Origin of the sequence: Paraburkholderia sp. (assembly GCF_035501035.1) — a bacterium.
GTDB lineage: Bacteria > Pseudomonadota > Gammaproteobacteria > Burkholderiales > Burkholderiaceae > Paraburkholderia.
In genome coordinates, this window is the sequence record NZ_DATJWR010000215.1 from 1 (window position 1) to 23,249 (window position 23,249).

A 23,249-nucleotide genomic window follows, 5' to 3' on the forward strand; every position below is an offset into this window, starting at 1 on the left:
GGGGTGATGAATGAGCACCTTGGCCTGGCGCTGGTTGGCAAGGTCTGGTAACACATCGGAGATGTAGAGGTGGAAAGGCTCCGATTCGCGGAAGCCCGCGCCGTGCAGCAGCAATGTAACGAGCATACCGCGATAGTCGTACCGTCCGGCCGCGCAGAATCCCTTGACAATCAGTTCCTCGAAGCGCTCGTCTGGGAAAGCTGGCGGCTCACCCTTTTCGACCTTGGGTGGGCGGCGACCTCGCATACGGTGCCCGGGTCCGGCAGTGGCTGCGTTCGCCGCCCACGTGTGTCCCAGAAATGCCTTGCTCCGCCGGTATTGGTACGCGGCCTCATCTGTCTGCCGGTCGAAGGCGCCGCCAGCGTAGCGGGGATTTACTTGCGCGGCGGCCGGCCGCGTTTCTCCAAGCCAATCGAAGAAGTCGGTTAGATGTGTGATGATGGTTGAGGCGTCGTGAGGTGACCGGGGCGACCAGCACAAGCCGCTGAGGTCGAAACCGGTCACTCGGTCAAACGTCCCGGTGTAGAGTCGCTGGGCGAAATTCTGAAAGAGACGGTAGGTGTCGCGCTCGTCCGGGTTCGTTTGTAAGTATTCGAGAAACATGCGGACTGACCGCGTCACCTTCCGCATCCATTGCAGACTCCGGTCATGGCTTCGATACAGGAAATAATCGAGCAATGGCTCAAGAATCCCCGCAGGTGTCAGCAAAGCGGGGATTTCCGTGTATACGTCGGTAGCGTCGGTATAGACCCGCGCTTTGACACTGACGAACATATCTGGCAGGAAAAAGCCGCAGATAGTACACGAACACGGAGTGTCAAGAATCATCACGGGTGGTTGACTCATTTCGTCTTATGAATCCAGAATGCTCGCTGCGGATTGTGCAGATGGGGGCATTGTGACTACCGGAGCAGCACGTGGATTCTCATGCGGACACGTTTTCTTTCCCGAGCCGACTCTCTACCTGGCCGTAAACTATCAGCTACGGCCCAGCGAACCTGACTGGGCAAACGTACTATGCGAGGGCTCGGGCGACAGTCAGGCGATACGGGCGTTCCTTTCGCCGTTCGATGCCATGCTTGAAGCTGCTTATGCCTCGAGCCCTGGCAAGCCTTATCACGTGGTGCCTGCGCATCAGTATGTTCCGAGCGGGTTTCTTGCTGACCACAACGGTAGACTTGCCCTGGATATTCAGTTCGGCTGGCCCGCGCATGACGGAGCGCTCATTTGCCGTCGGAATGGAAGCCTAGCGGCGTGCTGCAAACACCAAGAGCAGCACGTCCCCCCGGAACGCGCTCACCACATAGCTGTCAAGGTGGACGCGGATACGCTCACCGCAATAGAGCGGGTTCACGAAAACGCGGGGCTCTTCGCGTACAAGGAGGCATTTTCTCGCGTAATCGGTTGGGCTGAAGAACACCGTCACCGCGCAATTGCTACGGCTATTCAGAAAATTCCCGGCACCGTTCCTTCTGGCTCAGAGTGCAACCAGATTGCTTTGTACGACCCGGAGTTCGAACAATGGCATTTTGTGCCTAGTACGCTGCTCGACGACCTGTGGGCCGAGTCGAACGATATTGCATAAAGGTGGTAGCAAATGCGACGAAGGATGATTGTCAAAGGGGACAAGACCACAGCGGACGGTGTTGTTCTGGACGGAGTAGCTGCGGGATTTAACAACGGAACGCCGCTCGCCTATCATGGCGCGTCAATTTTCTGTCCCACGTGTAAATCGACAGGCCATATCGTTGGTGCAGGCCCTTCTTGGCCGATGACCTTCGACGGCCAGCAGGTTGCACTGGAAAACGACCTGTGCATCTGCAAATGCAATCCGCCGCCGCGGTTGCTCCCGTCGCAGGATGACATGTTCATGACGTTCGAGAGCCATGAGTTGGCGGGCATGGGCTTCCATTCAGACGGCGCTGGACAACGGCGAGACATGTCGAACGATTTCGACGAACGAGTTCGAGCGGTTGGCACTGGCGCGTCGGAGGGCTATCCCTACTACATCGAGACATCGGATGGTCAGGTGCTCACAGGCAATCTCGACGCAAATGGGCACTTGCCGCGCGTATTCACCTCCAGCGACGCTGACTATCACGTCTACTGGGGCGATGAAGCCCTTGAAAAGATGGCCGGGAACTGACCGAATGCCCAATAAGAAGACCGCCGTAAAACCGAATACGACGCCGAATTCCATCAAGGAAGTACCGCTTCAAGCGGTGACATTCCCGCAGTTGTGGGCTGCATATCCGGACAAGGAAGACCCGTTTGTCGACCCACAGACGGGAAAGGTCCCGCCATATGCGGACAATCAGTGCGCGATTCGGCTGAGTATTACCCTCCACAATGTCGGCCTCGATATGAAGTCATTCCGAGGGCAAGGCCAGATTCGCATCGACGGTAAGCGAACGGCCCTTCGAGCGCGAGAGATGGCCGATTGGCTCAAGTTGAAGCCACTGGCTGGCTTGAAGTCGCCCGAGGACGTCACCGGCGCTGACTGGCGAGACAAGGTCAAAGGACGAACCGGAATCATCTTCTTTTCAGGATACTGGGCGCGGGATACCGACAGTAGCGGTGCCACGACTGGCGACCACATCGACCTTTGGAACAAAGACACCCTTACCTCGCCAGGGGTTCAAGGTCGAGTGACAACGTTCTTCCGTTTCCGCCTCGGCCTCTCTGCGGCATGGTACTCAGACCTCGGAAAGTCCAAGCAGATTTTGTTCTGGGAAATCAAATGAAGCGCGCGACGATACTGTTGTTCTTTCTGGCGCTGGGCTTGCTGACTTCATGGGGGAGCGCGCTGCTCGCAAGTCAGCTGGCGCAATGGTTTTCGTGGCCCTTGATTTCCACGCGCTGGCACGGCTGTTGGGACGTCGAGCATTGCGCAGTCCCTTGGTGGGGCTACGCCTTCATCCTGCTCTTCATTGGTGGGCCGACTCTCGGATGGGGCGTGACTGGGTTCCGTCAATCAAAGCTGCGTGCACCTCAGCTGGCGCAGTGGGCGTTCCTTCTTGCCATCGCGACGGTGGCTTTCTACATGGTCTTCTATGCTGCCGTCTGGCCGTAAGCTGTCCGCGACTGGCTTCCCGCCAAGGAGGCAACGTTGGCAGCGGCCGCACGATACATCTGATGTGCATTTAGGGTATAACTTCTCCGCGCAGCGAGCAAAAAATACCCCTGCGAGAGGGGTATCAAGGCAATAAGAAGCGGTTTTCTTCCCAACTATGTATCTGCCCCTGGGGGGAATAATCGGCGGCTGGCTCTCTCGAGTGCGCCTACGATGCCGCGCCACGGCGGCATGATGTTGAAGCCGCCTGCGCACTCTCCGTTGCCCGATGGCATGAACTTGCTGTCACTCACGGTGCTGCCTCGAAAGCCTGTGCGCCTACCAGGCGAGCCGCCATTCGGTAATGCGCGGCTCCTGGTCACCTGAACGCGGAGCGTCGTCGAAAGGATCGTTCCCGCCTGGCCGCTGGTGATCGGAGAAGTCCGCCAGAATCTGCTCGCGCAGCTGGGTGAAATGCGGGTGGCTGCGCTCGCGCGGCCTCGGCAGATTCACATGCGCGATGCGCTTCACGCGGCCGGGGCGCGGCGCCATCGTCACGACACGATCGCCCAGATAGATCGCTTCATCGACATCGTGCGTGACGAGAATCATCGTAATGCGCTCGTGTTCCCAGATACGTTGCAGTTCGTTTTGCAGGCGGCTGCGGGTGAGGGCGTCGAGCGCGCCGAACGGTTCATCGAGCAACAGCACACGCGGCCGGTTCACGAGTCCGCGCGCAATCGCCACGCGTTGCGCCATACCACCCGACAACTGGTGTGGATACGCATGCTCGAATCCCTCCAGACCAACGAGTGCGACATGCTCCGCAACGGCCTCGCGTTTTTGCCGCGAGGTGAGCGGCGCGTTGCGCAGCGCCGCGAGTATGTTCTGCGAGGCGGTGAGCCATGGAAAGAGCCGGTGATCCTGAAACACGATGCCGCGTTCGAGCGATGTATCGAGCACGCGTTCGCCGTCCACTTGAATGTTGCCGCTAAAGTCCGTATCGAGCCCGGCGATCAGCCGCAGCAGCGTCGATTTTCCGCAGCCGCTCGCGCCGAGAATGCTAACGAATTCACCCCGCCCGATATCGAGCGAAATGTCGTCCAGCACGCGCAGCGCGCCATTGGCGCCGTGTTGTTGTGCGTACTGTTTGCTGACGCCGCGAATGCGGATGCCTTCGGAGACAGGGGTCTTCATAAGCTGATGTCCGTTTGATGAAGCGGCGTCATGTGGCCGCACTTTCCTGCGGCGCACCAGCGCGCCGCGCAAAGACCCATCGCTCGACGCTGCGGGCAAGCGCATTGAGCGCCCAGCCCGTCAGACCGACGACGATGATGCCGAATAGCACGAGATCCATTCTGAACTGCTCGCTGCCGTCGATCAGCGTGTTGCCGATCCCGCTTCCAGCCACCAGCAGATACTCGGCGCCGAGCGTCGCGAGCCATGAGTAGATCAACGCGAGATAAATGCCCGTGAAAATCGAAGGCAAGGCGGCTGGAAGCATCACGAAGCGGATTAGCTGGACCCTCGAATAGCGAAACGCGCGCGCGACCTCGACATAGCGGCGCGGTACGGCGTGGATGCCGTCGCACGTATGCGTGGCGACCGGCAGCAGCGCGGCCAGCGAGAGGAACACGACTTTCGCCACATCGCCGAGGCCGAACCAGACCGAGATGAGCGGTATCCACGCAAAAAGCGAGATCTGCTTGAACGTATCGAAGGTCGGGCCGACGATGCGCGTTGCGATGCGCGACAAGCCGAGTGCCGTGCCGAGCAGCAGCCCACCCGCCGTGCCGATGACGAAGCCGCTCGCCTCGCGTGCGAGCGAAGCAGACAATGCGCGCAGCAACGCGCCGCTCGTGATCTGCCGCCATGCCGTATGAGCGACATCGGCGGGGCTGACCAGCAGGCCGCTCTTCACGAGATGCAGGGCGGACGCAATCCACCACAATACGAATGCGATCAACGGCAAGACGAGGCCGCGCCAGTTGAATGCCGCAAGACGACGCTTGAGCGCGGCATTGCGAGACGGCTTCACAGGCGCATTGCAACCGCAGGGCGGCGGCTCGCTGCGCTTTGGCTCGAAGAAGCGGCGCAGCAAATCGGATAAGCGTGTAAGTGACATGATCTGTACCCCGAACGAAACGCCTAATCGCGAAAAGCCGATGGCTGACCGCGCCGCAGCCGCGCTTCGAGCGCGTCGAGCAGGCGGTTGATCGCAAAGCCGATGGCGCCGACGATCACGACGGAAGCCATCACGAGATCGAGCTGAAAGAGCTGGCGTCCGTAGACGATCAGATAACCGAGTCCCTCCGACGACGCGACCAGTTCGACGACGACCAGCGCGAGCCATGCCTTCGTGAACGCGAGCCGCACGCCGGTAGCGAGCGTCGGCACGGCGGCGGGCAGCACCACGTGCACGATGCGTTGCCAGCGGCTATAGGCGAACACGCGCGCGGCCTCGTCGAGTGCGGCGGGCGTTTGACGGATACCCTGCATCGTGCTCAACGTAACGGGCACGAGCGCCGCATGCGCGATCAGAATGTATTTGAGCGGCTCGCCCACGCCGACCAGCAAGAGCAGAAACGGCAGCCAGCCGAGCACGGGAATCTGCACGAGCGCGTTGAACCCAGGCAGCACATAGGCTTCGAACCTGCGCGACAACCCGAGCGCCGCGCCGATAACGAGGCCGGCGAGCGAGCCCGCCGCGAAGCCAAACAGTACGCGTCGAAGGCTGAAGAGCGTATTGTGGGCGAGGTCGCCGCTGCGCGCGAGGTCGCTCAGCGTGTCGTACACGAGTTGCGGCGGCGGCAGAATCTGCGGCGCGATCCAGCCGCGCTCGCATCCTATGCTCCACAGTGCAAACAGGGCGGCCGGCAACAGCCACGGCGCGAGATGCCAGGCGATCGTTCGTACGCGCCGCCGCGCATTTGCACGAACTGCGTCGCCTGGTCGCGAGGTCTCGCGCCCAGCGGCCGGTGACCATTCACGTATCGCCTTGCTCATCGTCGATCTCCGTCAGCTGAGCGGCTTGCCCTGGGCGTCATAGCGTGTCCAATAGTGTTCGAGCGACTGGGCGTGCAGCGCATTGTCGAGATAGCGTGTCTCGAACCAGCCGTCGACGTCGACGGGTTGGCGGATCAGCTTCAGCTTCAGTGCGTCGCTGGCCACGGCCTTGTAGCGCGCGACGATGAACGGATCGACGAGCGGCGAATTGCGCGACTTCAAAGCCTGGTTCGCGAACTCGGCCTGCCACGACGCGTAGCTCACGCCGCTCTTCGCCCACAGCTTGAAGAGGGCATCACGGTTCGCTTCATCCGACGACCATTGCGCGCCTTTGACGAACACGTTCACGACGCGCTGCACGATGTCGGGATGCGCATGGTCGAAATCGTCGAGCACGAGCAGATGCGCTTGACGCGTAAATTGCGGACCATCCGTCTGCGATTCGTAGATGATTTTGGCGAGCCCCTGATCGCGCAGCCTGTACAGGTGGTAGTCGTTGACGGAAGCGTCGATACCCTTCGACGACAACGCAGCCAGCGAACTCGCCGAATCGAGATTGATCACGCGCAGGTCGCGTTCGTCGAGCTGATTGGCGGAGAGCACATTGTCCGCGACGAGTTGCAGATTGGTGCCGCGAAAAATCGACACGCGGAGGCCTTTCAGATCCTTGACGGTGTGCACGTTCGAGTCGGGCGGCACCGCGATCTTCACGCCCACGCGCACCCCCGATTCAAGCAGGATGTGCGTCTTCAGACCATTTGCGCGGCCGAGCACGGACGGCAGATCACCCTGATAGGCGAAGTCGAGCGATTTATCGGCAATGGCTTCGTTGACAGCAGGGCCAGCCCCCTTGAAAAAGAGCCATTCGACCTTGATGCCATCAGCGGCGAACTCCTTTTCGAGCAATTGCAGTTGCTGAACGGTTGCAGCGGGTGAGCCGCCGAATGTCGGCGGGTCGCCGGCGCCTTGCTGGGCAACGCCGATGCGGATCACGGCAGGTTTGTCGGCATGCGCATGCGGGGCCGCGAGAACAAGCGCGGCGACCAACAAAAGGGACTTCAGACGAGCGAGCAGACGTGGGGTTCGGTTAGCCATTGAATGGATCGATCGGTTTCGGAGAATGGAGTGGGGTTCGGGAGCAATACGGAAGCATTACGGGAGAACGCCTGCGCCTGGACGCGATGCGATTTCAATGGGCGACCGGTTTGTGCTCGGCGACCAAGCGCGAACGCCGCGTTAGTTGAAGTCCGCGCGGCCTGCGGCTTGCTTCGAGCGCATCGGCCAGCCGCGCCTGTGCGCGTTGCTGCGCGCACCCGCCTTCTGCTGCGCCGAGTGTGTCGACCCGTTGCAGACTGTGGTTGAACCGATGGGTCCCGGGACGATCGTATTCGTCGGCGAGCGTGGCGGGTTCGAGTTGGAGACTGGCGGCATTCGACATGACGTTACCGGCGGGTGAGTGTCGTCTTCGAGCCTCATTCTTGTCGAGGTGGCGCGTCCGGGCAAGGAAGCATTCGAGCTATGGATATAGGCAGCGATGCTTTTCGCGCCGCGCTTGCAGTGTGATTCGTCTACGACGCCGACTGGGCGCCATATCGTAAGAGGATTCCGCCTGGGCGACGGAGAGCGGTTCAGATACCGCGCTTCGCGCCCGTTGCGGTCACGAGCACCTACGTGTCCAACAGAGCGAGCGAGCCGCCGCCGTCAAGTCGACAAAGCCGCGGCTCGTGCGCGAGGTTAGAACAGGTGCTTGATGCCAGCGGAGACCGCGACCTGTTTCGACGTCGTCGAGGGAGACAGATAGCCGATGTCGGCGACAGCCTCGCGTCCCCATGAGTCGACACCGCTTGCGTGCTGGAACGCAGCCGTCGTATACAACTCGGTGGCCTTGGACAGCGAGTAGCCGGCGCCCACGTTCCACTGCTCATAGCGCGCGCCACCGCGGCCGTTCAGGTTGCCGCCGTTCGTGTAATCGAACGACGTGCCCACGCGCAGGAACGGCGTGATCTGATAACGCACGCTCGCACCGACCGTGTTGAACGATGCCGTGCCCTGGTAGTTCTGCGGGTTGAGCGAGGCGGTTGCCCCGAGATCGCGGTATTGCGTGTTGGACCAGGCGACGCCCAGGATGGCCGAGCCGAACGTCAAGGTCGAGGCCACGGCGACCGTCTGCTGCGTGCGGGCGGAGGCGAATCCGGAAATGGACGGGTTCGATTCCGGCGTCGTGGCGGAACCGGCGGAGCCGAGATTGTTGCCGGTGGCGCTCGCATTCGCATTCGTGCCATACAGCGAATTGTTCGGATTGCGCGCGTTGATGATCGACGCCGCGACTCCAACGATCGATCCGGCATAGCTGAAGCCCGCAGACCAGTACTGGTTCTGCGTGAAGTTGCCTGCTACGCCGCCAAAGCTGTACAGCGCGCCGAACCGGAATCCACCGAAGGAGTCCGAACTGTATTTGACCGAGTTGTTGATGCGGTGCGTGAAGTTCAGGTTGTCGTAATCGGCCGGATGGATCGCGAGGTTGCCGAAGTACCAGGCGTAGAGCAGCGGCGACACATAATCCACCGCGGCATCGGACTGGCGTCCGAGCGACGCGGTACCGTAATTCGGAGCGGTGAGCCCGACCCAGGCTTGGCGGCCGAACAGGGTGCCACCCTGGCCGAGCGTGCCATTGGCGACGCTGAAGCCGCTTTCGAGCACGAACAGCGTCTTCAGGCCGCCGCCTAGATCCTCGGCACCTTTCAGGCCCCAGCGGCTCGAACTCGGGCCGGAGGTGCCGCTGTCGAAGAGTGCGACCTGGCCGCCGCCGATGGGCTTGCCACCGGCGGGCGTAGCCGCCGTTTGAACGTTGTTCACGTACGTCACGTTGCCCGTGACGATACCGTAGAGCGTCACGCTGCTCTGGGCGTAGGCAGCGACGGGTGACAGTGCGATGGTACTCAGAGCGAGAAGTGTTTTTTTCATGTTAAAGGGCTTTTTCGAGCCGTGATCAACTTCTGGAGATTCGTTTCAAAAAAAGACGCCGCGTCCGTGCATTAACTAAAGAGTGCGAATCAAATAATTGAAATGGTTCGTTGAAAATTTTCACCTCGATCGTTCAATCAGCGGGAGCTATTTTCCGGAGTCACATAAGAAGCGGTCAAGGCTGTAATCTCTGTGAGATCGAATGATTTCTTATATTGATATGTAATCTCGCATGCGATGCGAATGGCGAATTTACAAGAAGATCTAACGACGGTTGCGGCGTTTGCTGGACCGTTGACTGTGCGGCCCGGGCAGGTGCTATGCACGTAGAGGCCGCGTTTCGTATGCGTTGTGTGCGTTGTCTCGTCAGCCCGGGGTTCGGTCCTGCATGTCTGGCATTGCCGCGCAAGAGATTGTTCGATTCGCACGGATGCGGCTACACAACACAATGCGGTGGTGTTGCTCCAGCGGTTCGTGTTGTATAGCCCACTGGCTCATCGCGCGTGGGCTCGGCAAGCCAATCTGCTTTCGCAAGCCGTCCGCGAACGTCACCGCATCGTGCCACCAGTAACGGAAGCGGGATTCAGTGCGTCTCGCGCGCCGTGAAGCGTACGTGCTAACGCGGGAAATAGATTGGCAACCACGTCGCGCTCGGAGACATCAACAGGATTGGGATTCTCGCGAATGCGTATCCAGCCGACCGCCTGGAGAATCTTGAGCGCGCGTTCGAGGTTGACCGGATCGTTCGGTACGGCGACCGTTGCGCCGGGCTTGACCTCGGCTAGCGAATGATGGCGGGTGGAGTAGAGACCCATGGGGGGCGTCGGTACCTGTACGACGCCGACGAGGTCAGTGCCGTTACGGTCGTTGTATGCCTTCAGATAGACGCTGTGCTGCATCACATCGGCGGCAATCTCGCCGTGCCACACGGCCTGATTCGCTTCGAGCCCGGTGCTGAAGTTGACGTACTGGACCGTGTAGCCCTTGCGCTTGAGTTGTGGTTCGACGCCTTCACGAAATTCATCGGCGTAGGGACCGGCCACGAAGCCCACTCGCAACACGTGCGGGGCATCGCCGGCGGCGTGAACGGCTTCAGATTGCAGCGAAAACAGCGCAATAGCAGAGAAGAATATCTGGATGACTAATCGATGTCGCGTGGTTGGTTACGTTCTGGTTTGGTACAACCGATGATCGCCGTGCGTGGGCGGCGCGGGGCCGCTCCTTGACGATTATGGTTGCGGCCTCAAGGTACGGCCAATATCGATTCGAGATTTATATATCGGCCACCGATAATACGAATCTTGCTTCACAGCGACGGCGAGGTCGATCGGCCGCCTCGGGCCGTCGTAATTGAATGCCGGCCATATGAATATTCCAATATCTTGGTTGAATGGGCAGCGTCCAGGCAGAAGAATCGATGGTCTAACCGTCCGAGCCAAAGGTGCAAACGCACATGACCCAACCTTCCCGACAGTTGCGCCTCGGCGCATTTCTGATGCAAACGGGCCACCATATTGCTGGCTGGCGCCATCCCGACGCGCAGGAGGACGCCGGCAGCAACTTCCGCCACTATGTGGAACTCGCACGTCTCGCCGAGGCCGCGAAATTCGATGCCATTTTCTTTGCGGATTCGTCGGGTGTGCGCAGCACTCACCTGGGCTCGCTCGCGCGCACGGCGCGCAGCGAGTTTTTCGAGCCCGTCACGCTGCTTTCGGCGCTCGCTGCCATCACCGAGCGCATCGGACTGATCGCGACCGTTTCCACCTCGTTTCACGAGCCCTATAACGTCGCGCGCAAATTCGCTTCGCTCGACCAGATTTCAGGCGGTCGCGCGGGCTGGAATCTCGTCACGTCGAGCAGCACAGCTGAAGCGCATAACTTCAACTTCGACGAGTTACCGGATCACACAAACCGCTACCAGCGCGCCGCGGAATTCCACGATGTCGTGCTCGGCCTCTGGGATTCCTGGGACGACGACGCATTTCCTCGCGACAAGGCGAGCGGCATCTACCTCGATACGGAGAAGTTGCACGTGCTCGACCATCGCGGCGACTTCTTCAAGGTGCGTGGGCCGCTCAATGTTTCACGCTCGCCGCAGGGCCGCCCCGTCGTCGTGCAGGCCGGTGCCTCGGAATCCGGCCGAGAGCTTGCGGCACGAACGGCGGAAGTGATCTTCGTCGCGCACCAGACCTTCGACGAAGCGAAGGCCTTCTATGCGGACATCAAGGGCCGCCTGCCGCGCTACGGGCGCGAGCGCGACGACGTGAAGATCATGCCAGGCATATTTCCCGTAGTTGGCCGCACGCAGGCGGGAGCCGAAGAGAAGTTCGAGCAACTGCAATCGCTTGTCGACCCCGTGGTCGGCGTGGCGTTGCTTTCCAGCGTGATCGGCGGCGTGGATCTCTCCGCGTACGACGTCGACGGCCCGATCCCCGATCTGCCCGAAACCAATGGGCCGAAGAGCCGTCAGCATCTGCTCGTCGATCTCGCACGCCGCGACAAGCTTACGATCCGCGAGCTTTATTTGCGCATAGCCGGTGCGCGTGGTCATCAACAGGTGGTCGGCACGCCGCAAAGCATTGCAGATCAGTTGCAGCAATGGTTCGAGGAGGAGGGCGCCGATGGCTTCAACATCATGGCGCCTTATTTCCCGGGCGGGCTCGCCGATTTTGTCGAACTCGTGCTGCCCGAGCTGCGGCGGCGTGGCCTGTTCCGCACCGAGTACGAGGGCCGCACGTTGCGCGATCACCTCGGGCTCAAGCGCCCAGCGCGCGGCAGCTATCCGTCCGCCTGACTTCGTCACATAGCCTGACTCAACCGGAATTCGCACTATGTCCCAACACACTTCCGACAACGCAACGAACGCTGATATCGGCTTCGAACCTCACTCTGCCTGGGGCGCGCCGCCGAGCGAGCGTTACGAAGCGCTCGCGCGCGACTGGCGCCCGCTCTTCGCGCGCATTCGCGCGAGTGCCGTCGAACGAGATTTCGCCCACCGGCTGCCGCACGAAGAGATCAAGTCGCTGCGCGAGGCCGGCTTTACGCGCCTGCGCCTGCCACGCGAACAGGGCGGTGTGGGCGCAACGTTACCCGAACTATTCGGATTGCTGATCGAACTTGGCGCCGCCGATACGAACGTCGTCAACGCGGTGCGTGCGCACCTCGGCTTTGTCGAAGACGTGCTCACCGCGCACGAAGCCGAATGGCAGGCGCACTGGCTGAGCAAGCTTGCAGCGGGCGACCTGATTGGCGCGGGTCTTTCTGAGGTGGGCAGCACCAAGGTCGGCACGTTCGCCACGCATCTCACGCGCACGTCGCAGGGCATTCGCCTGAACGGCCGCAAGTTCTACACCACGGGTTCGCTGTTCGCGGACTGGGTAGCCGTTGCCGCGCAAGACGGCGACGATACCGTTTATCTTCAGGTGCCGCGCACGGCTCCGGGCGTGGAGGTGATCGACGACTGGGACGGCTTCGGCCAGGCACTCACGGCAAGCGGCACGGCGACGTTCGTGGATGTCGCGGTCGAGCCGGAATGGATTCGCCCCTCTGCCACACGCTTTCCCTATGCTGTGCCGTTCTATCAGCTCGTGCATCTGGCGTCGCTGGCTGGCATCGGGCGCGCGCTCGCCGATGATGTCGCGCGCCGCGTGCGCCAGCGCGACCGTGTCTACAGCAATGGCAATGCAGACCGTGTCGCCGACGATCCGCAGATTCTCCAGGTTGTCGGCCGCCTGCACGGCGCCGCATACGCTGCGGGCGCCGTGGCGTTGCAGGCAGCAAAGGCGATCCAGCGCAGCTACGAAGCGCACCAGGATCCGGCTGCAAGCGAAGCGCGGCGTCAGCAGGCACACACCGAAGCGCACGTCGAAGTGGACCAGTCCGTTTCGGTGATCACGCGGCTCGTCCTGGACGCGAGCACGGAGCTCTTCGATGCGCTCGGCGCATCGGCTACGCTCCGCACCGAAGGGCTCGATCGCTACTGGCGCAACGCGCGCACCATTTCATCACATAATCCGCGCGTGTATCGCGAGCGGCAAGTCGGCGCATTTGCGGTGAACGGCACTGTGCCGCCGAGTTTTTATCGCGTGGGCAAAGGTTGATTGCCGCGCCGGTTCGGTGCCGTGTGAGTGGAAACTCGCGGCCTACCGAGCGGGCGATGTGACACTGTAGCAGCGTCGACGAGACGTCTGCCTACCTGTGGCCGCTGCGCACGCGGCTTCCACTACGTCGTGCGAAGGACGCCGTGGAAGCCGTACTCAATGCACGTAACGACCCTTGACGTAACGCACTCGCCTGCGCCTCGATACGCAGCGCCACGCGGTCGCGGCGAAAGGGGGCTGCGCGCCCGCTCGCTTCGCGCAACTGCCAGCAAGATTCCTGTTCAAGTGGTTCAATGTCCGCTGCGCCGCCTGTGTCAGTTGACCAGGGCGGTTCGCCATGCTGCGTTCCGATTGACTACCCATCTTGAACCCTATGACGAAACATACTGCAATCAAGGCCTTCGTATTCGACGTCTTCGGCACGGTGGTGGACTGGCGCAGCGGAGTCGCGAGGGATGTCGCGGCGTTTCTGCATCGCCATGCGCCGCAGCTCGATGCGTTCGACTTCGCGGACGCCTGGCGCCGCGAATATTCGCCTTCCATGGAGGAAATTCGCAGCGGACGCCGGCCGTACGTGCGCCTCGACGTTCTGCATCGCGAGAATCTCGTGAAGGTGCTGGACCGTAGCGGCATTGCCGGGGTAACGGATGCCGAGATCGACGAACTCAACCTGGCCTGGCATCGTCTCGATCCATGGCCGGATGCGATCGAGGCGCTCAGCCGCCTGAAACGCCATTTCATCATCGCCCCATTGTCGAATGGAAATATCCGGCTGATGGTGGATATGGCAAAGCGCGCCGGTTTGCCATGGGACGCCATTCTCGGCGCCGAAGTGGTTCGCGCCTACAAGCCCTCGCCGCAGGTGTACAGCGAGACGGTGGACATTCTCGGCCTGGCACCGGCCGAACTTTGCCTCGTCGCAGCGCATAACGGGGACCTTGCGGCGGCACGCCGGCTCGGCCTCTCGACCGCTTTTGTCGTACGGCCGACCGAACACGGTCCCCATCAAAAGACGGACCTGAAGGCGGAGCAGGCGTGGGACTTTGTCGTGGACGATTTGAACGAGCTTGCAAATCAGCTTGACTGTTGAGGAGACATCCAAGGAGGTGCGCGAAGATATTCCTGGCCCTTCTTGCGATCTGACTGATCGCCGTGCCGGTTATCTGCGGCAGGAATTAGGAGCGCAGGATTTGATGGTTTCCACGCTGACGGCCGGGTTATAACATCGGCGGCATTGTCATTTTCTGTCGACTTCGGGTCGAACCTGCCACGCATGAATGCACGCCGCCGCTTCATCAGACTCACCGCGGGAGCCGGAGCGCTCGCCGCATTGCCCGCGCTCGGCGTTTTGCCCGCACACGCGGCGAATGCCCCGCGCACGCTGCGCATCGGCAACCAGAAGGGTTATCTGAGTCTGCTCAAAGGGCGTGGAACGCTCGAGAAGCGGCTTGCACCGCTTGGTGTAGCGCTCACGTGGACAGAGTTCGACGCGGGCCCCGTGCAACTGGAAGCGCTCAACGTAGGGTCGATCGATTTCGGCGACGTGGGCGAAGCGCCTCCCATCTTTGCGCAGGCCGCCGGCGCACCTCTCGCCTATGTCGCGGCCACGGTGCCGCGCCCGCAGTCGGAAGCGGTTCTCGTGCCACATGCCTCGACTGTTCGCAGCGTGCCGGATCTCAAAGGCAAGACGGTCGCGCTGAACCGCGGCAGCAATGTCCACTATTTCCTCGTGAAGCTGCTGCAGGCGCACAACCTTCAGTACGCCGATGTGAATGTCGTGTTCCTCGCGCCCGCCGACGCGCGCGCGGCGTTCGAGCGCGGTTCCATCGACGCCTGGCTGATCTGGGATCCGTTTCTGGCCGCCGCCCAAAAGACGCTCAACGCCCGCATCCTCACCGATGCTAGCGGTGTGGTCGGAAACCGCGCCTACTATTTTTCGTCGCTCGATTACGCGAAACAAAACCCTGACGTCATCAAGATCCTCATCGATGAATTGAGCCAGATCGATCAATGGGGGCAGGGTAACCGGGCGGCGCTCTCCGCTCAGCTCGCGCAGCTTTGGGGGCTGCCCAACGACGTGGTCAGCGCGGCGATTGCGCGCGTGCAGTTCGGGACCGGCCCGATCACAAAGGCTATCCTCGCCGAGCAGCAGCAGATCGCCAATACGTTCTACGACCTGAAGCTGGTACCGAAGCGCGTGAACGTGCTTGATGCGGCGCCGGCGGGGATCGCTTAGCACTCAGCTGTGTTGCGTCGACGGGTTTGGTCGACCCTGTCATGCCTTCAACGCACCAACGAGCCAATCGGCGAGCCGCCGGACACTGTCGGGCGGATCGCTGTCTTTTCGCATGCACAGATAGTAGTGCCGACCATCGTCCAGCGTGTGGTCGAACAGCTTCGTGAGTTGCCCCGACGCCAGCTCGCGCTCGACGAGCGGCTTGCGCAACAGTGCCACGCCAAGGTCGGCCAGTGCCGCGTTCAGCGCCAGCTGGCCGTCCTCGAACAGGGGCCCGACGGTGCGCGTCACGTTCTTCACGCCCGCGCTTTGCAGCCAGTTTGCCCAGGTGCTGCGGTCTTCGTCGTGAACGAGCGGCACCGAGGCGAGATCGGCCGGCTTTCTGAACGGTCCGTAGCGGCGCAGAAAGCGCGGGCTGCACATCGCCGAGACCGCGCCCGAAACGAGGCGCGTGCTCGTGTAGCCCTGCCAGTCACCGGTCCCGAAGCGGATCGACAAATCCGAGGCGTCGCTCAGGTAATTGCGGTGATTCGCGTAGAGCACTGTCACATCCACGTCCTCATTGGCGTCGAGGAAATCGTGGAGCCTCGGAATGAACCAGCCAATGCCGAACAGCGGAATCAGGCTGATCGTGATTTGCCGGCGCGACGAGCGCTCTCGCACGAAGCCAGTCGCACTGCGCAACACCGAGAACGCCGTGCTGATCGAGCGATAGTAGTCGCGCCCTTCGGCGGTCAACGCGAGCGTGCGCCCATCGCGCACCATCAGCCGGGTCTGCAGGAAGGTTTCGAGTAACTGCAATTGATGGCTGACCGCCGACGGCGTGACGTCGAGCTCCGCCGCCGCCACGGTCACCGAGCCCGTGCGTGCGAATGCCTCGAAGGCGCGCACGGCGCGCAGCGGCGGGTCGGCGTCGAATCGTTCGATTTTTTTCATGTCATAAATTTTATCCATTTCTCTGACGCGGCACGGATCGCATAAAAATCATTAATTATCAAGGTATTGAATCAATGATTCGGATTCGGAATAAGCATCTGAGAATTCGTAATTTAGACCGGGTCAGCGGCGATCTTTAATATTTTCTCATGTTTCGGGGCACGGTCGCGGGGTCGTCGCACCGTATGCCACGCCTCGCATGTATCCATTCCCCGCCAGTCACTTTTATCGACAAAGCCAAACATGAGAAACGCTGCTTCCTTCTTCGTGGCGCCGCTTGCGGCACTCCTCACCGCGGGCCTCGCGCCCGGCGCCTATGCCCAAAGTCCGCAAGTCGTGCTGATCGGCCTTGCCGCGCCGCTAACGGGCGCTTCGGCGCGCATCGGCAAGGATCTGCAAAACGGCGCGCAACTCGCCATCGACGATGCGAACAGCAAGCATCCGACACTGCACGGTCAGCCCATCGTCTATCAACTGGTCGCTGCCGACGATCAGTCCGATCCGCGTACCGCCGTGGCCGTGGCGCAGCAACTCGTCGACAAGCACGTGATCGGCGTGGTTGGCCACTGGAACACCGGTTGCAGCGTGCCAGCCTCGCGCATCTATCACGACGCGGGCATTCCCGAGATCGCGCCGGCTTCGACGGGCCATCAATACACGCTGCAAGGCTACGACACTGCGTTTCGGATCATGGGCCACGACGATGGCAGTGGCGCCTATACCGGGGCCTATGCGGTGAAAACGCTCAAGGCGAAGCGCATCGCCGTGATCGACGATCAAACCTCGTTCGGCGCGGGTCTCGCGACCCAGTTCATCAAAGGCGTGCAGAACAACGGTGGCACCGTAGTCGATCACGAGTACGTGACGGACAAGACCACTGACTTCAGTGGCGTCCTCACGGCCATCAAGGCGAAGCATGCTGACCTGATCTTTCTTGGCGGCATCGACGTGGAAGCCGCGCCGCTCGTGCGCCGCATGCATCAGCTGCAGATTCACGCGCCGCTGCTCGGCGCGGGCGGCTTCGTGAGCCAGACGTTCCTGAATCTCGCGGGCGCGGACGGAGAGGGTGTGACGGCACTCGAACCGGGGCGGCCGCTGCAACGCATGCCGGGCGGTCCGGCCTTCGACGCGCAGTACCGCGCGCGTTATCACGCGCCCATCGAGCTGCACGCGCCGTTCGCCTACGACGCCGCCACAACGCTGATCGCCGCTGTCCAGCAGACCGATTCGACCGAGCCCGCAAAGCTCGTGAAGGCGCTGCACACACTCGACCGGCCCGGCATCACGGGCACCATCGCCTTCGATGCGCAGGGCAACCTCGAGAATCCGGCGTACACGATCTACGAAGTGCGCGGTGGCAAGTGGGCGGTCGTCGACGTGCTCGGCGGCGGCGCGGCTGCGAAGACCGCATCGAACTGAACGGAGGGGCAGTCATGAATACGCCAGCCGATACACACGGCCACCCGGAGCAGGCGGCCATCGACAATCTCGGCATTCTCGCGCGCCGCCGCATCGAGGCTGAGATCATCAAGCCGATCTACGAGATACTCAAACGTGACTTCGGCTTCGAGCGTGCGCAGGCAGTGATTGGCGAGGCCATACAAGGCGCGGCGATCGCGAGCGGCCAGCAATTCGCCGAGCGCGAACCGCAGGGCCCGAGCCTCACGACGTTCGTTGCACTGCAGACGTTATGGAAAAAGGACGACGCGCTCGACGTGGAAGTATTGCGGTCGGACGGCGAGCGTTACGACTATGACGTCAAGCGTTGCCGCTATGCGGAGATGTACCACGCCATGGGGCTAGGCGAGATTGGTCACCTGCTGAGCTGCGCGCGTGACGACCTGTTCATCGCCGGCTATGAGCCGGGCGTGAAGCTCACGCGCACGACGACGATCATGCAGGGCGCCCCGCGCTGTGATTTCCGCTATCGCGCCGACGATGCCGGCGCCGATGTGTCCTCGCGGAGTGCCGATCATGACTGAGCACGCAATCGATGTTGGCGCGCTGTGCGTGAACGGCGAGCGGCTGTGGGCCTCGCTCGAGACGATGGCGCAAATCGGCGCGACGCCACGCGGCGGCGTTTGCCGACTCGCGCTCACCGAACTCGACCGCGCTGCGCGCGATCTCTTCGTCGAATGGGCGCGGGAGGCAGGTTGTACGGTACGCGTCGACAGAATGGGCAACATCTTCGCGCGACGCGCCGGCCATGATCCGCACGCGGCACCCGTCCTGACCGGCTCGCATGCCGACACGCAGCCGACCGGCGGCCGCTACGACGGCATCTACGGCGTGCTCGGGGCGCTCGAAGTCGTGCGCGCGCTCAACGACGCGGGCGTGCAGACCGTGCGGCCGATCGACGTCGTGGTGTGGACCAACGAGGAGGGCTCGCGCTTCGCGCCCGCAATGATCGCGTCCGGCGTGTTCGCGGGCGTATTTCCGCTGGATTACGGCCTGGCGCGCGCAGATTCGTCGGGCACGACGATCGGCGAGGCGCTCACGCAGATCGGCTATGACGGCGAGGAGCCGGTGGGCGGCTTTCCGGTGCACGCGGCCTACGAGTTGCATATCGAACAGGGCGCGATACTCGAACATGCACGAAAGACGATCGGCGTAGTGACGGGCGGCAATGGGCAACGCTGGTATGAAATCGAACTCGTCGGCGTCGATGCGCATGCAGGCACGACGCCAATGGACCTGCGCCGCGACGCGTTGGTCGGCGCCGCGCGCATGATCGATTTCGCCGACGCGCTAGGCCGGCGCCATGCGCCACATGCACGCGCGACCGTCGGCATGATCGAGGCGTCTCCGAACTCCCGTAACACGGTGCCGGGGCGCTGCTTCTTCACGCTCGAGATCCGCCACCCGGAAGCGAGCGTCCTCGCTGAAATGGACGCTGCTTTGCGGGCGCAGCTCGCGCAGATCGCGGAGGACCTCGGTCTTGCGCATCAGATCGAGCAGATTTTCGACTATGCCCCGGTGCCGTTTGCGCCCGAGTGCATCGAGGCCGTGCGCAACGCCGCGCAGCAGCTCGATCTGTCCCACGCGGACATCGTTTCGGGAGCGGGTCATGATGCCTGCTACGTGGCCCGGGTGGCACCGACAGGCATGATCTTCATACCGTGTATCGATGGTCTGAGCCACAACGAGGGCGAGGCGATCACGCCCGAATGGGCCGAGGCCGGCGCGAACGTGCTGCTGCATGCGGTTCTGGCAAGCAGCGGCACGCTGGCATCACAAGCATCACCATAACCGCCCGGCTTCCACTGGCTGGCCCGTAGCAGTCTGCCCGTGCAGCATACGGATTGCGGAGGTTCATCAAGAACGCGGGCAATTCGCGTCGGGAACGCGTGCCTGCGCGCTTCCCGTCGCCGCTCTTCCCTCCTGGTCACGCAGCAACTGCTCGAAGCGGAACTGGTGCGCAAGCGCCTGCAAGTGCGACCCGTGCTGTATGTGGAAGGTCGCGAGGCGCTGCAAACCGCCATCGCGCAGGGCGTGGGCGTTGGCGTAATCGGCAACGCGGAGTTCGGCGGCTCGCCGGGCGTGCGCCGCATTCCGCTCGCCGACTGCCAGGTTCGCATGGTCGAGTCACTCGCGCGGCTCGCGGACCGCCCCGCGTCAAACCTGCTCGATGCGCGTTTCACGACGGAGCTCGTGCCTTCTTGACGGGCCTGCGATTGACGCGCCGTGGAATGACGACGTCCTCGGCTTGCGCGGCAGCGTACGCACGAGGTACGAAAGCGCCGCAAGCTTGCTGTCCTGCTCCCTGAGTGCTCGCCTGATATTCAATCGGGTTCGAGCCGGAGCTGCGTGCACGGTCATCCGCAATGTGCCGCGATCCTTCCCGACCGCACCCGATCTGGGCGGCCCTTCCTCCATCGGCGCCGGGCACCTCTGTCGTCATTCCAGGCCCCAAGGCGACTCAGAATTTTCCCGCATAGTCGTCATACAAATTGTATGACATCTGGCAACAAAGTGTGCCAGTATTTGGACATCAGCTGCCGTCGATCTCCCCATCCCCTCCGCCTTCCTCAACTCAAAAAAGAGAGTCATCCTGCCAAAACCCGCATGCTGCCGGGCCCATGCGGCCGGTTGACAAGAAAATCCGGTCGCATTCTTACGCCCGGCAAGTAAATAGATGGAAATACTTACGCTAGGTCAATTGCCATCCAAGTGAGAATTGAGAATAATTTGTAAGGCAACATGGGGTGAGACGCCGCGAGAAACGGCCAGGAAATTTCGATAACAAAGGAGAAGGAATGTCTCTGACATCCATACGTTTGACAGCGCTGTTCGGTTCGATCGTTCTCGTGACCGCTGCGTGCAGTGGCGGGAGTTCCGACCCGTCGTCCGCGGCTGCACAGGCACCGGCACCAACACTGTTCAAGGTCGGCGTCGCGACCCAGGACGCGGCGCTGCCGGCTGCTCCGCAGCTACCCACGTCGGATCAGGTGTGCTCCACGCTCTACGCCAACGACAAACTGGTGCGTCAGCCGACCGGCGCGCTGACCCCCGAAATGGACAACGCCACGGGGCAGACGGGCGCTGCGGCCCAAGCCATCCTGAACCCGGACCAGCAACGTATCCAGGCCGCGCTCGACGCTTGCGGCGCAGCCGTGGACGCTCAAGTGGGCGCGGCAATCGCGGCCCAGGACGCCTCGGATGCGGCTGCGCAACAGGCCGCCAACGTGCCGAACACCAATATCGCCGGCTCCTCGGCGCAGACGCTGAATCAGGCCAAATTCCACGCGAAGCAATTCGCGGTGCGCCTCGTCGTGTCGAACACGGGGCCGGGCAACGCATTCATAACCGGTCCGCTGACGCTGCCCTCGGGCGTGACGCTATGGATCGACACGGGCGTGACGGTCTACGCCACGCGTGACGTGATGGCCTATCAGTTGCCGACGGCAACCCCCACCAAGGGCCCGTTCTGCGCGAACACGGCCGTGCCGACCTCTGTTTCGGCGGGCGCCGCGGGCGGCATGAAGGCGGGTAGCTCGAGCAACTGCTCGGCGCTGATCACCGGGCAATATCTCGTGAACTCGGCGGTCGTGGGCGGCGGCAGCATCGACAGCCGCGCGGCTTCGGAAATCGTCAGCTCGAACGCGCTCTTCCCGCTCATGCGCGTGGACCTGACCTGTACGAACACGTACCAGGCCTACAGCACCGGCACGCAGGCCGCCAACGGCGTGGCGTGCGACAACGGCGGCACGTTCGTCGACCAGACCTCGCCGGCTCGCCACATGACCTGGTGGGATCTGGCCTGGCTCGGCAACATGATCGAAAACGGCACGACCGGCTATGGCTCGCAGTCGAACTTCCGCATGATGGTGTTCAACTACGCGAAGAACCTGACGCTGGCCGGCATCACGCTCAACAACAGCGCGAACTTCCACGTGGTGCCGAGCGGTGTGGACGGCCTCACGGTATGGGGCATCAAGATCCAGACGCCTTCGCTTTCGGCTTCGGCCAACCCGGCCGGTAACGGCAACCCGAACTACCTCGGCATGTTGCCGAGCGTCGATACGGCGAAGAACACCGACGGCGTGGACCCGGGTTCGGCGAGCAAGACGGCGAAGCAGGCGTTGACGACGGGCAGCACGACGACCTCGGCCGCCGGTGCGATCACGTTCGACGGTTACATCAAGAACGCGGTCTTCGCATACAACTACATCAGCACCGGCGACGACGACATTTCGCCGAAGGGTTCGAACAATCCGAGCCCGGTGTCGACGATGTACGGTATCGACGGCAACCGTGGTGTCGCCACCGATCGTCAGTATGGCTTCGTGATTGCCCACAACCACATGTATGCGGGCCACGGCATCTCGATCGGCAGCGAAACCAACGCGAATGTCCAGAACATCCAGATCTACGACAACTCGTTCGACGGTGCCGAGTCGTCGCTGCGTATCAAGTCGGACTGGGCGCGCGGCGGTCAGGTGAACAACATCAACTACAACGACATCTGTATCCGCAACAGCGGTTCGGCGCTGGTCTTCACGCCGTACTACAGCACCAAGGCGCTGCCGGCCGCCGGTCCGCTGTATCCGAATTTCCACGACATCACCATGTCGAACGTGCAGATCATCGGCAGCTCGGCGGTCACGCTGCAGGGCTTCCAGGCGAATAACGGCGAGGGCTACACGAACCCGCAATATCCGCTGACGATGACGCTGAACAACGTGCTGGCCGATTCGCCGGACAACATCTCGGTGATCTCGTCGGACGCGGATCTCACGCTGAACAACGTGAACCTGCCGATCCTGCCTTCGACGGCCAACCGCGTGGTGCTGAAAGGTTCGGCATCGTCGCAGCCGCCGACGGCCAACACGGTCGATTGCAGCCAGGCTTATGTCGACTTCCCGGCGATCGGCGAGTCGTCGCCGGCAGGCGTGACCTGGCCGGGGCAGCAGCAGTAAGGCAGTCGTGTGCGCCGCGGGCGTTGTCGCGCGGCGCATACGTACCAGGGCGTTCTTTCAAGCCGGGACGGCATTTGCCGCCCCGGCTTTTTCATTTGCGCTTACCAGGCAGCCCGAAATATGCTGCCGACCGAACGTCGGCGCATGCGTGATGATGCGCCACGCCTGCGAGCCGGGTGCCACGTCAGCGCCGCACCTCGCCTATGCAGTAGCGCACGGCCGCGCGAGCCGGTGGAAATTGCGGTCGAAGTAGACGAGACCGTCGCCATCACGGCGCACGCGCATCTGGGTCACCTTCACGAACATGACCGAATGCGAGCCAACTTCCTTCAGCTCGACGATCTCGCCCTGCAGGCTCGCGAGCGCATCGCGCAGCACGGGCACGCCTTGCTCGCCATCGTCCCAGAGCGGCAGATCGAAGCGCGCTTCCATGGGCAACTGCGTGAGGCCCGCGAAATGCTTCGCAAGCAGCTCGTGCTCGCCGGGCAGCACGTTCACGCACACGCGGGCGTTGCCTGCGAAAGCGGTGTGCATCG

The 23,249-nt window shown here is 62.3% G+C and carries 20 protein-coding genes and 3 pseudogenes; 13 read left to right on the forward strand and 10 right to left on the reverse strand.

Features of this window, described 5'->3' with window-relative positions; all coding sequences use genetic code 11:
• Positions 1–828 (reverse strand): annotated as a pseudogene (locus tag VMJ11_RS15390) (site-specific integrase); the annotation flags it as partial.
• A 37-nt stretch (positions 829–865) separates the two neighbouring features.
• Between VMJ11_RS15390 and VMJ11_RS15395 the strand changes: the two are divergent.
• The 4 genes from VMJ11_RS15395 to VMJ11_RS15410 are packed head-to-tail and all read left to right on the forward strand — an operon-like array spanning position 866 to position 3,073.
• Complete coding sequence (locus VMJ11_RS15395; protein WP_325620257.1) at positions 866–1,585, forward strand: hypothetical protein; 720 nt, start codon at positions 866–868, stop codon at positions 1,583–1,585.
• Between the two features lie 24 nt (positions 1,586–1,609).
• On the forward strand, positions 1,610–2,146 hold the full coding sequence (locus tag VMJ11_RS15400) for a PAAR domain-containing protein (protein WP_325620258.1): 537 nt from the start codon (positions 1,610–1,612) through the stop codon (positions 2,144–2,146).
• A gap of 4 nt (positions 2,147–2,150) precedes the next feature.
• A complete protein-coding gene (locus tag VMJ11_RS15405; protein WP_325620259.1) occupies positions 2,151–2,744 on the forward strand; it encodes a type VI secretion system amidase effector protein Tae4 in 594 nt (197 codons plus the stop codon).
• Positions 2,741–3,073, forward strand: a complete 333-nt coding sequence (locus VMJ11_RS15410; protein ID WP_325620260.1) for a hypothetical protein — start codon at positions 2,741–2,743, stop codon at positions 3,071–3,073. The genes VMJ11_RS15405 and VMJ11_RS15410 overlap by 4 nt, the downstream gene beginning before the upstream one ends.
• A gap of 318 nt (positions 3,074–3,391) precedes the next feature.
• Here the strand turns inward: VMJ11_RS15410 and VMJ11_RS15415 are convergent, their stop codons facing one another.
• The 7 genes and pseudogenes from VMJ11_RS15415 to VMJ11_RS15445 all read right to left on the reverse strand — a co-directional run.
• Positions 3,392–4,249: an ABC transporter ATP-binding protein gene (locus tag VMJ11_RS15415; RefSeq protein WP_325620261.1), complete on the reverse strand. Its 858-nt coding sequence runs from the start codon at positions 4,247–4,249 to the stop codon at positions 3,392–3,394.
• 28 nt (positions 4,250–4,277) lie between these two features.
• Positions 4,278–5,177, reverse strand: a complete 900-nt coding sequence (locus VMJ11_RS15420; protein ID WP_325620262.1) for an ABC transporter permease — start codon at positions 5,175–5,177, stop codon at positions 4,278–4,280.
• A 23-nt stretch (positions 5,178–5,200) separates the two neighbouring features.
• Complete coding sequence (locus VMJ11_RS15425; RefSeq protein ID WP_325620263.1) at positions 5,201–6,058, reverse strand: ABC transporter permease; 858 nt, start codon at positions 6,056–6,058, stop codon at positions 5,201–5,203.
• Positions 6,059–6,070: 12 nt separating this feature from the next.
• Positions 6,071–7,153: an ABC transporter substrate-binding protein gene (locus tag VMJ11_RS15430; protein WP_325620264.1), complete on the reverse strand. Its 1,083-nt coding sequence runs from the start codon at positions 7,151–7,153 to the stop codon at positions 6,071–6,073.
• A 94-nt stretch (positions 7,154–7,247) separates the two neighbouring features.
• The gene (locus VMJ11_RS15435) at positions 7,248–7,496 is read right to left on the reverse strand and encodes a hypothetical protein (RefSeq protein WP_325620265.1); all 249 of its coding nucleotides are present in this window, start codon (positions 7,494–7,496) and stop codon (positions 7,248–7,250) included.
• 296 nt (positions 7,497–7,792) lie between these two features.
• On the reverse strand, positions 7,793–9,022 hold the full coding sequence (locus tag VMJ11_RS15440; protein WP_325620266.1) for a porin: 1,230 nt from the start codon (positions 9,020–9,022) through the stop codon (positions 7,793–7,795).
• Positions 9,023–9,654: 632 nt separating this feature from the next.
• A pseudogene (locus VMJ11_RS15445) lies at positions 9,655–10,140 on the reverse strand (MetQ/NlpA family ABC transporter substrate-binding protein); the annotation flags it as partial.
• 335 nt (positions 10,141–10,475) lie between these two features.
• Here VMJ11_RS15445 and VMJ11_RS15450 point away from each other — a divergent pair.
• From VMJ11_RS15450 to VMJ11_RS15465, 4 genes are all read left to right on the forward strand, one after another.
• Positions 10,476–11,816, forward strand: coding sequence for an LLM class flavin-dependent oxidoreductase (locus VMJ11_RS15450; RefSeq protein ID WP_325620267.1), 1,341 nt, complete (start codon positions 10,476–10,478; stop codon positions 11,814–11,816).
• A gap of 37 nt (positions 11,817–11,853) precedes the next feature.
• The gene (locus VMJ11_RS15455) at positions 11,854–13,122 is read left to right on the forward strand and encodes an acyl-CoA dehydrogenase family protein (RefSeq protein WP_325620268.1); all 1,269 of its coding nucleotides are present in this window, start codon (positions 11,854–11,856) and stop codon (positions 13,120–13,122) included.
• Between the two features lie 373 nt (positions 13,123–13,495).
• Positions 13,496–14,212, forward strand: coding sequence for a haloacid dehalogenase type II (locus VMJ11_RS15460; protein WP_325620276.1), 717 nt, complete (start codon positions 13,496–13,498; stop codon positions 14,210–14,212).
• Between the two features lie 183 nt (positions 14,213–14,395).
• Entirely contained in the window at positions 14,396–15,358 is a 963-nt protein-coding gene (locus tag VMJ11_RS15465) for a sulfonate ABC transporter substrate-binding protein (RefSeq protein ID WP_325620269.1), read from the forward strand.
• Positions 15,359–15,397: 39 nt separating this feature from the next.
• On the opposite strand, the gene VMJ11_RS15470 is transcribed toward VMJ11_RS15465, so the two are convergent.
• Positions 15,398–16,294, reverse strand: a complete 897-nt coding sequence (locus tag VMJ11_RS15470; RefSeq protein WP_325620270.1) for a LysR substrate-binding domain-containing protein — start codon at positions 16,292–16,294, stop codon at positions 15,398–15,400.
• A 243-nt stretch (positions 16,295–16,537) separates the two neighbouring features.
• On the opposite strand from VMJ11_RS15470, the gene VMJ11_RS15475 reads away from it, so the two are divergent.
• From VMJ11_RS15475 to VMJ11_RS15495, 5 genes and pseudogenes are all read left to right on the forward strand, one after another.
• A complete protein-coding gene (locus VMJ11_RS15475; RefSeq protein ID WP_325620271.1) occupies positions 16,538–17,713 on the forward strand; it encodes a branched-chain amino acid ABC transporter substrate-binding protein in 1,176 nt (391 codons plus the stop codon).
• Between the two features lie 14 nt (positions 17,714–17,727).
• Positions 17,728–18,276: an L-2-amino-thiazoline-4-carboxylic acid hydrolase gene (locus VMJ11_RS15480; protein WP_325620272.1), complete on the forward strand. Its 549-nt coding sequence runs from the start codon at positions 17,728–17,730 to the stop codon at positions 18,274–18,276.
• Complete coding sequence (locus tag VMJ11_RS15485; protein ID WP_325620273.1) at positions 18,269–19,543, forward strand: Zn-dependent hydrolase; 1,275 nt, start codon at positions 18,269–18,271, stop codon at positions 19,541–19,543. The genes VMJ11_RS15480 and VMJ11_RS15485 overlap by 8 nt, the downstream gene beginning before the upstream one ends.
• A 135-nt stretch (positions 19,544–19,678) precedes the next feature.
• Positions 19,679–19,957 (forward strand): annotated as a pseudogene (locus VMJ11_RS15490) (LysR family transcriptional regulator); the annotation flags it as partial.
• Between the two features lie 593 nt (positions 19,958–20,550).
• Positions 20,551–22,713, forward strand: coding sequence for a glycoside hydrolase family 28 protein (locus tag VMJ11_RS15495; protein WP_325620274.1), 2,163 nt, complete (start codon positions 20,551–20,553; stop codon positions 22,711–22,713).
• Positions 22,714–22,914: 201 nt separating this feature from the next.
• Here VMJ11_RS15495 and VMJ11_RS15500 read toward each other — a convergent pair.
• Positions 22,915–23,249 (reverse strand): flavin reductase (locus tag VMJ11_RS15500; RefSeq protein ID WP_325620275.1); only part of this gene is annotated, 335 nt, incomplete at its 5' end.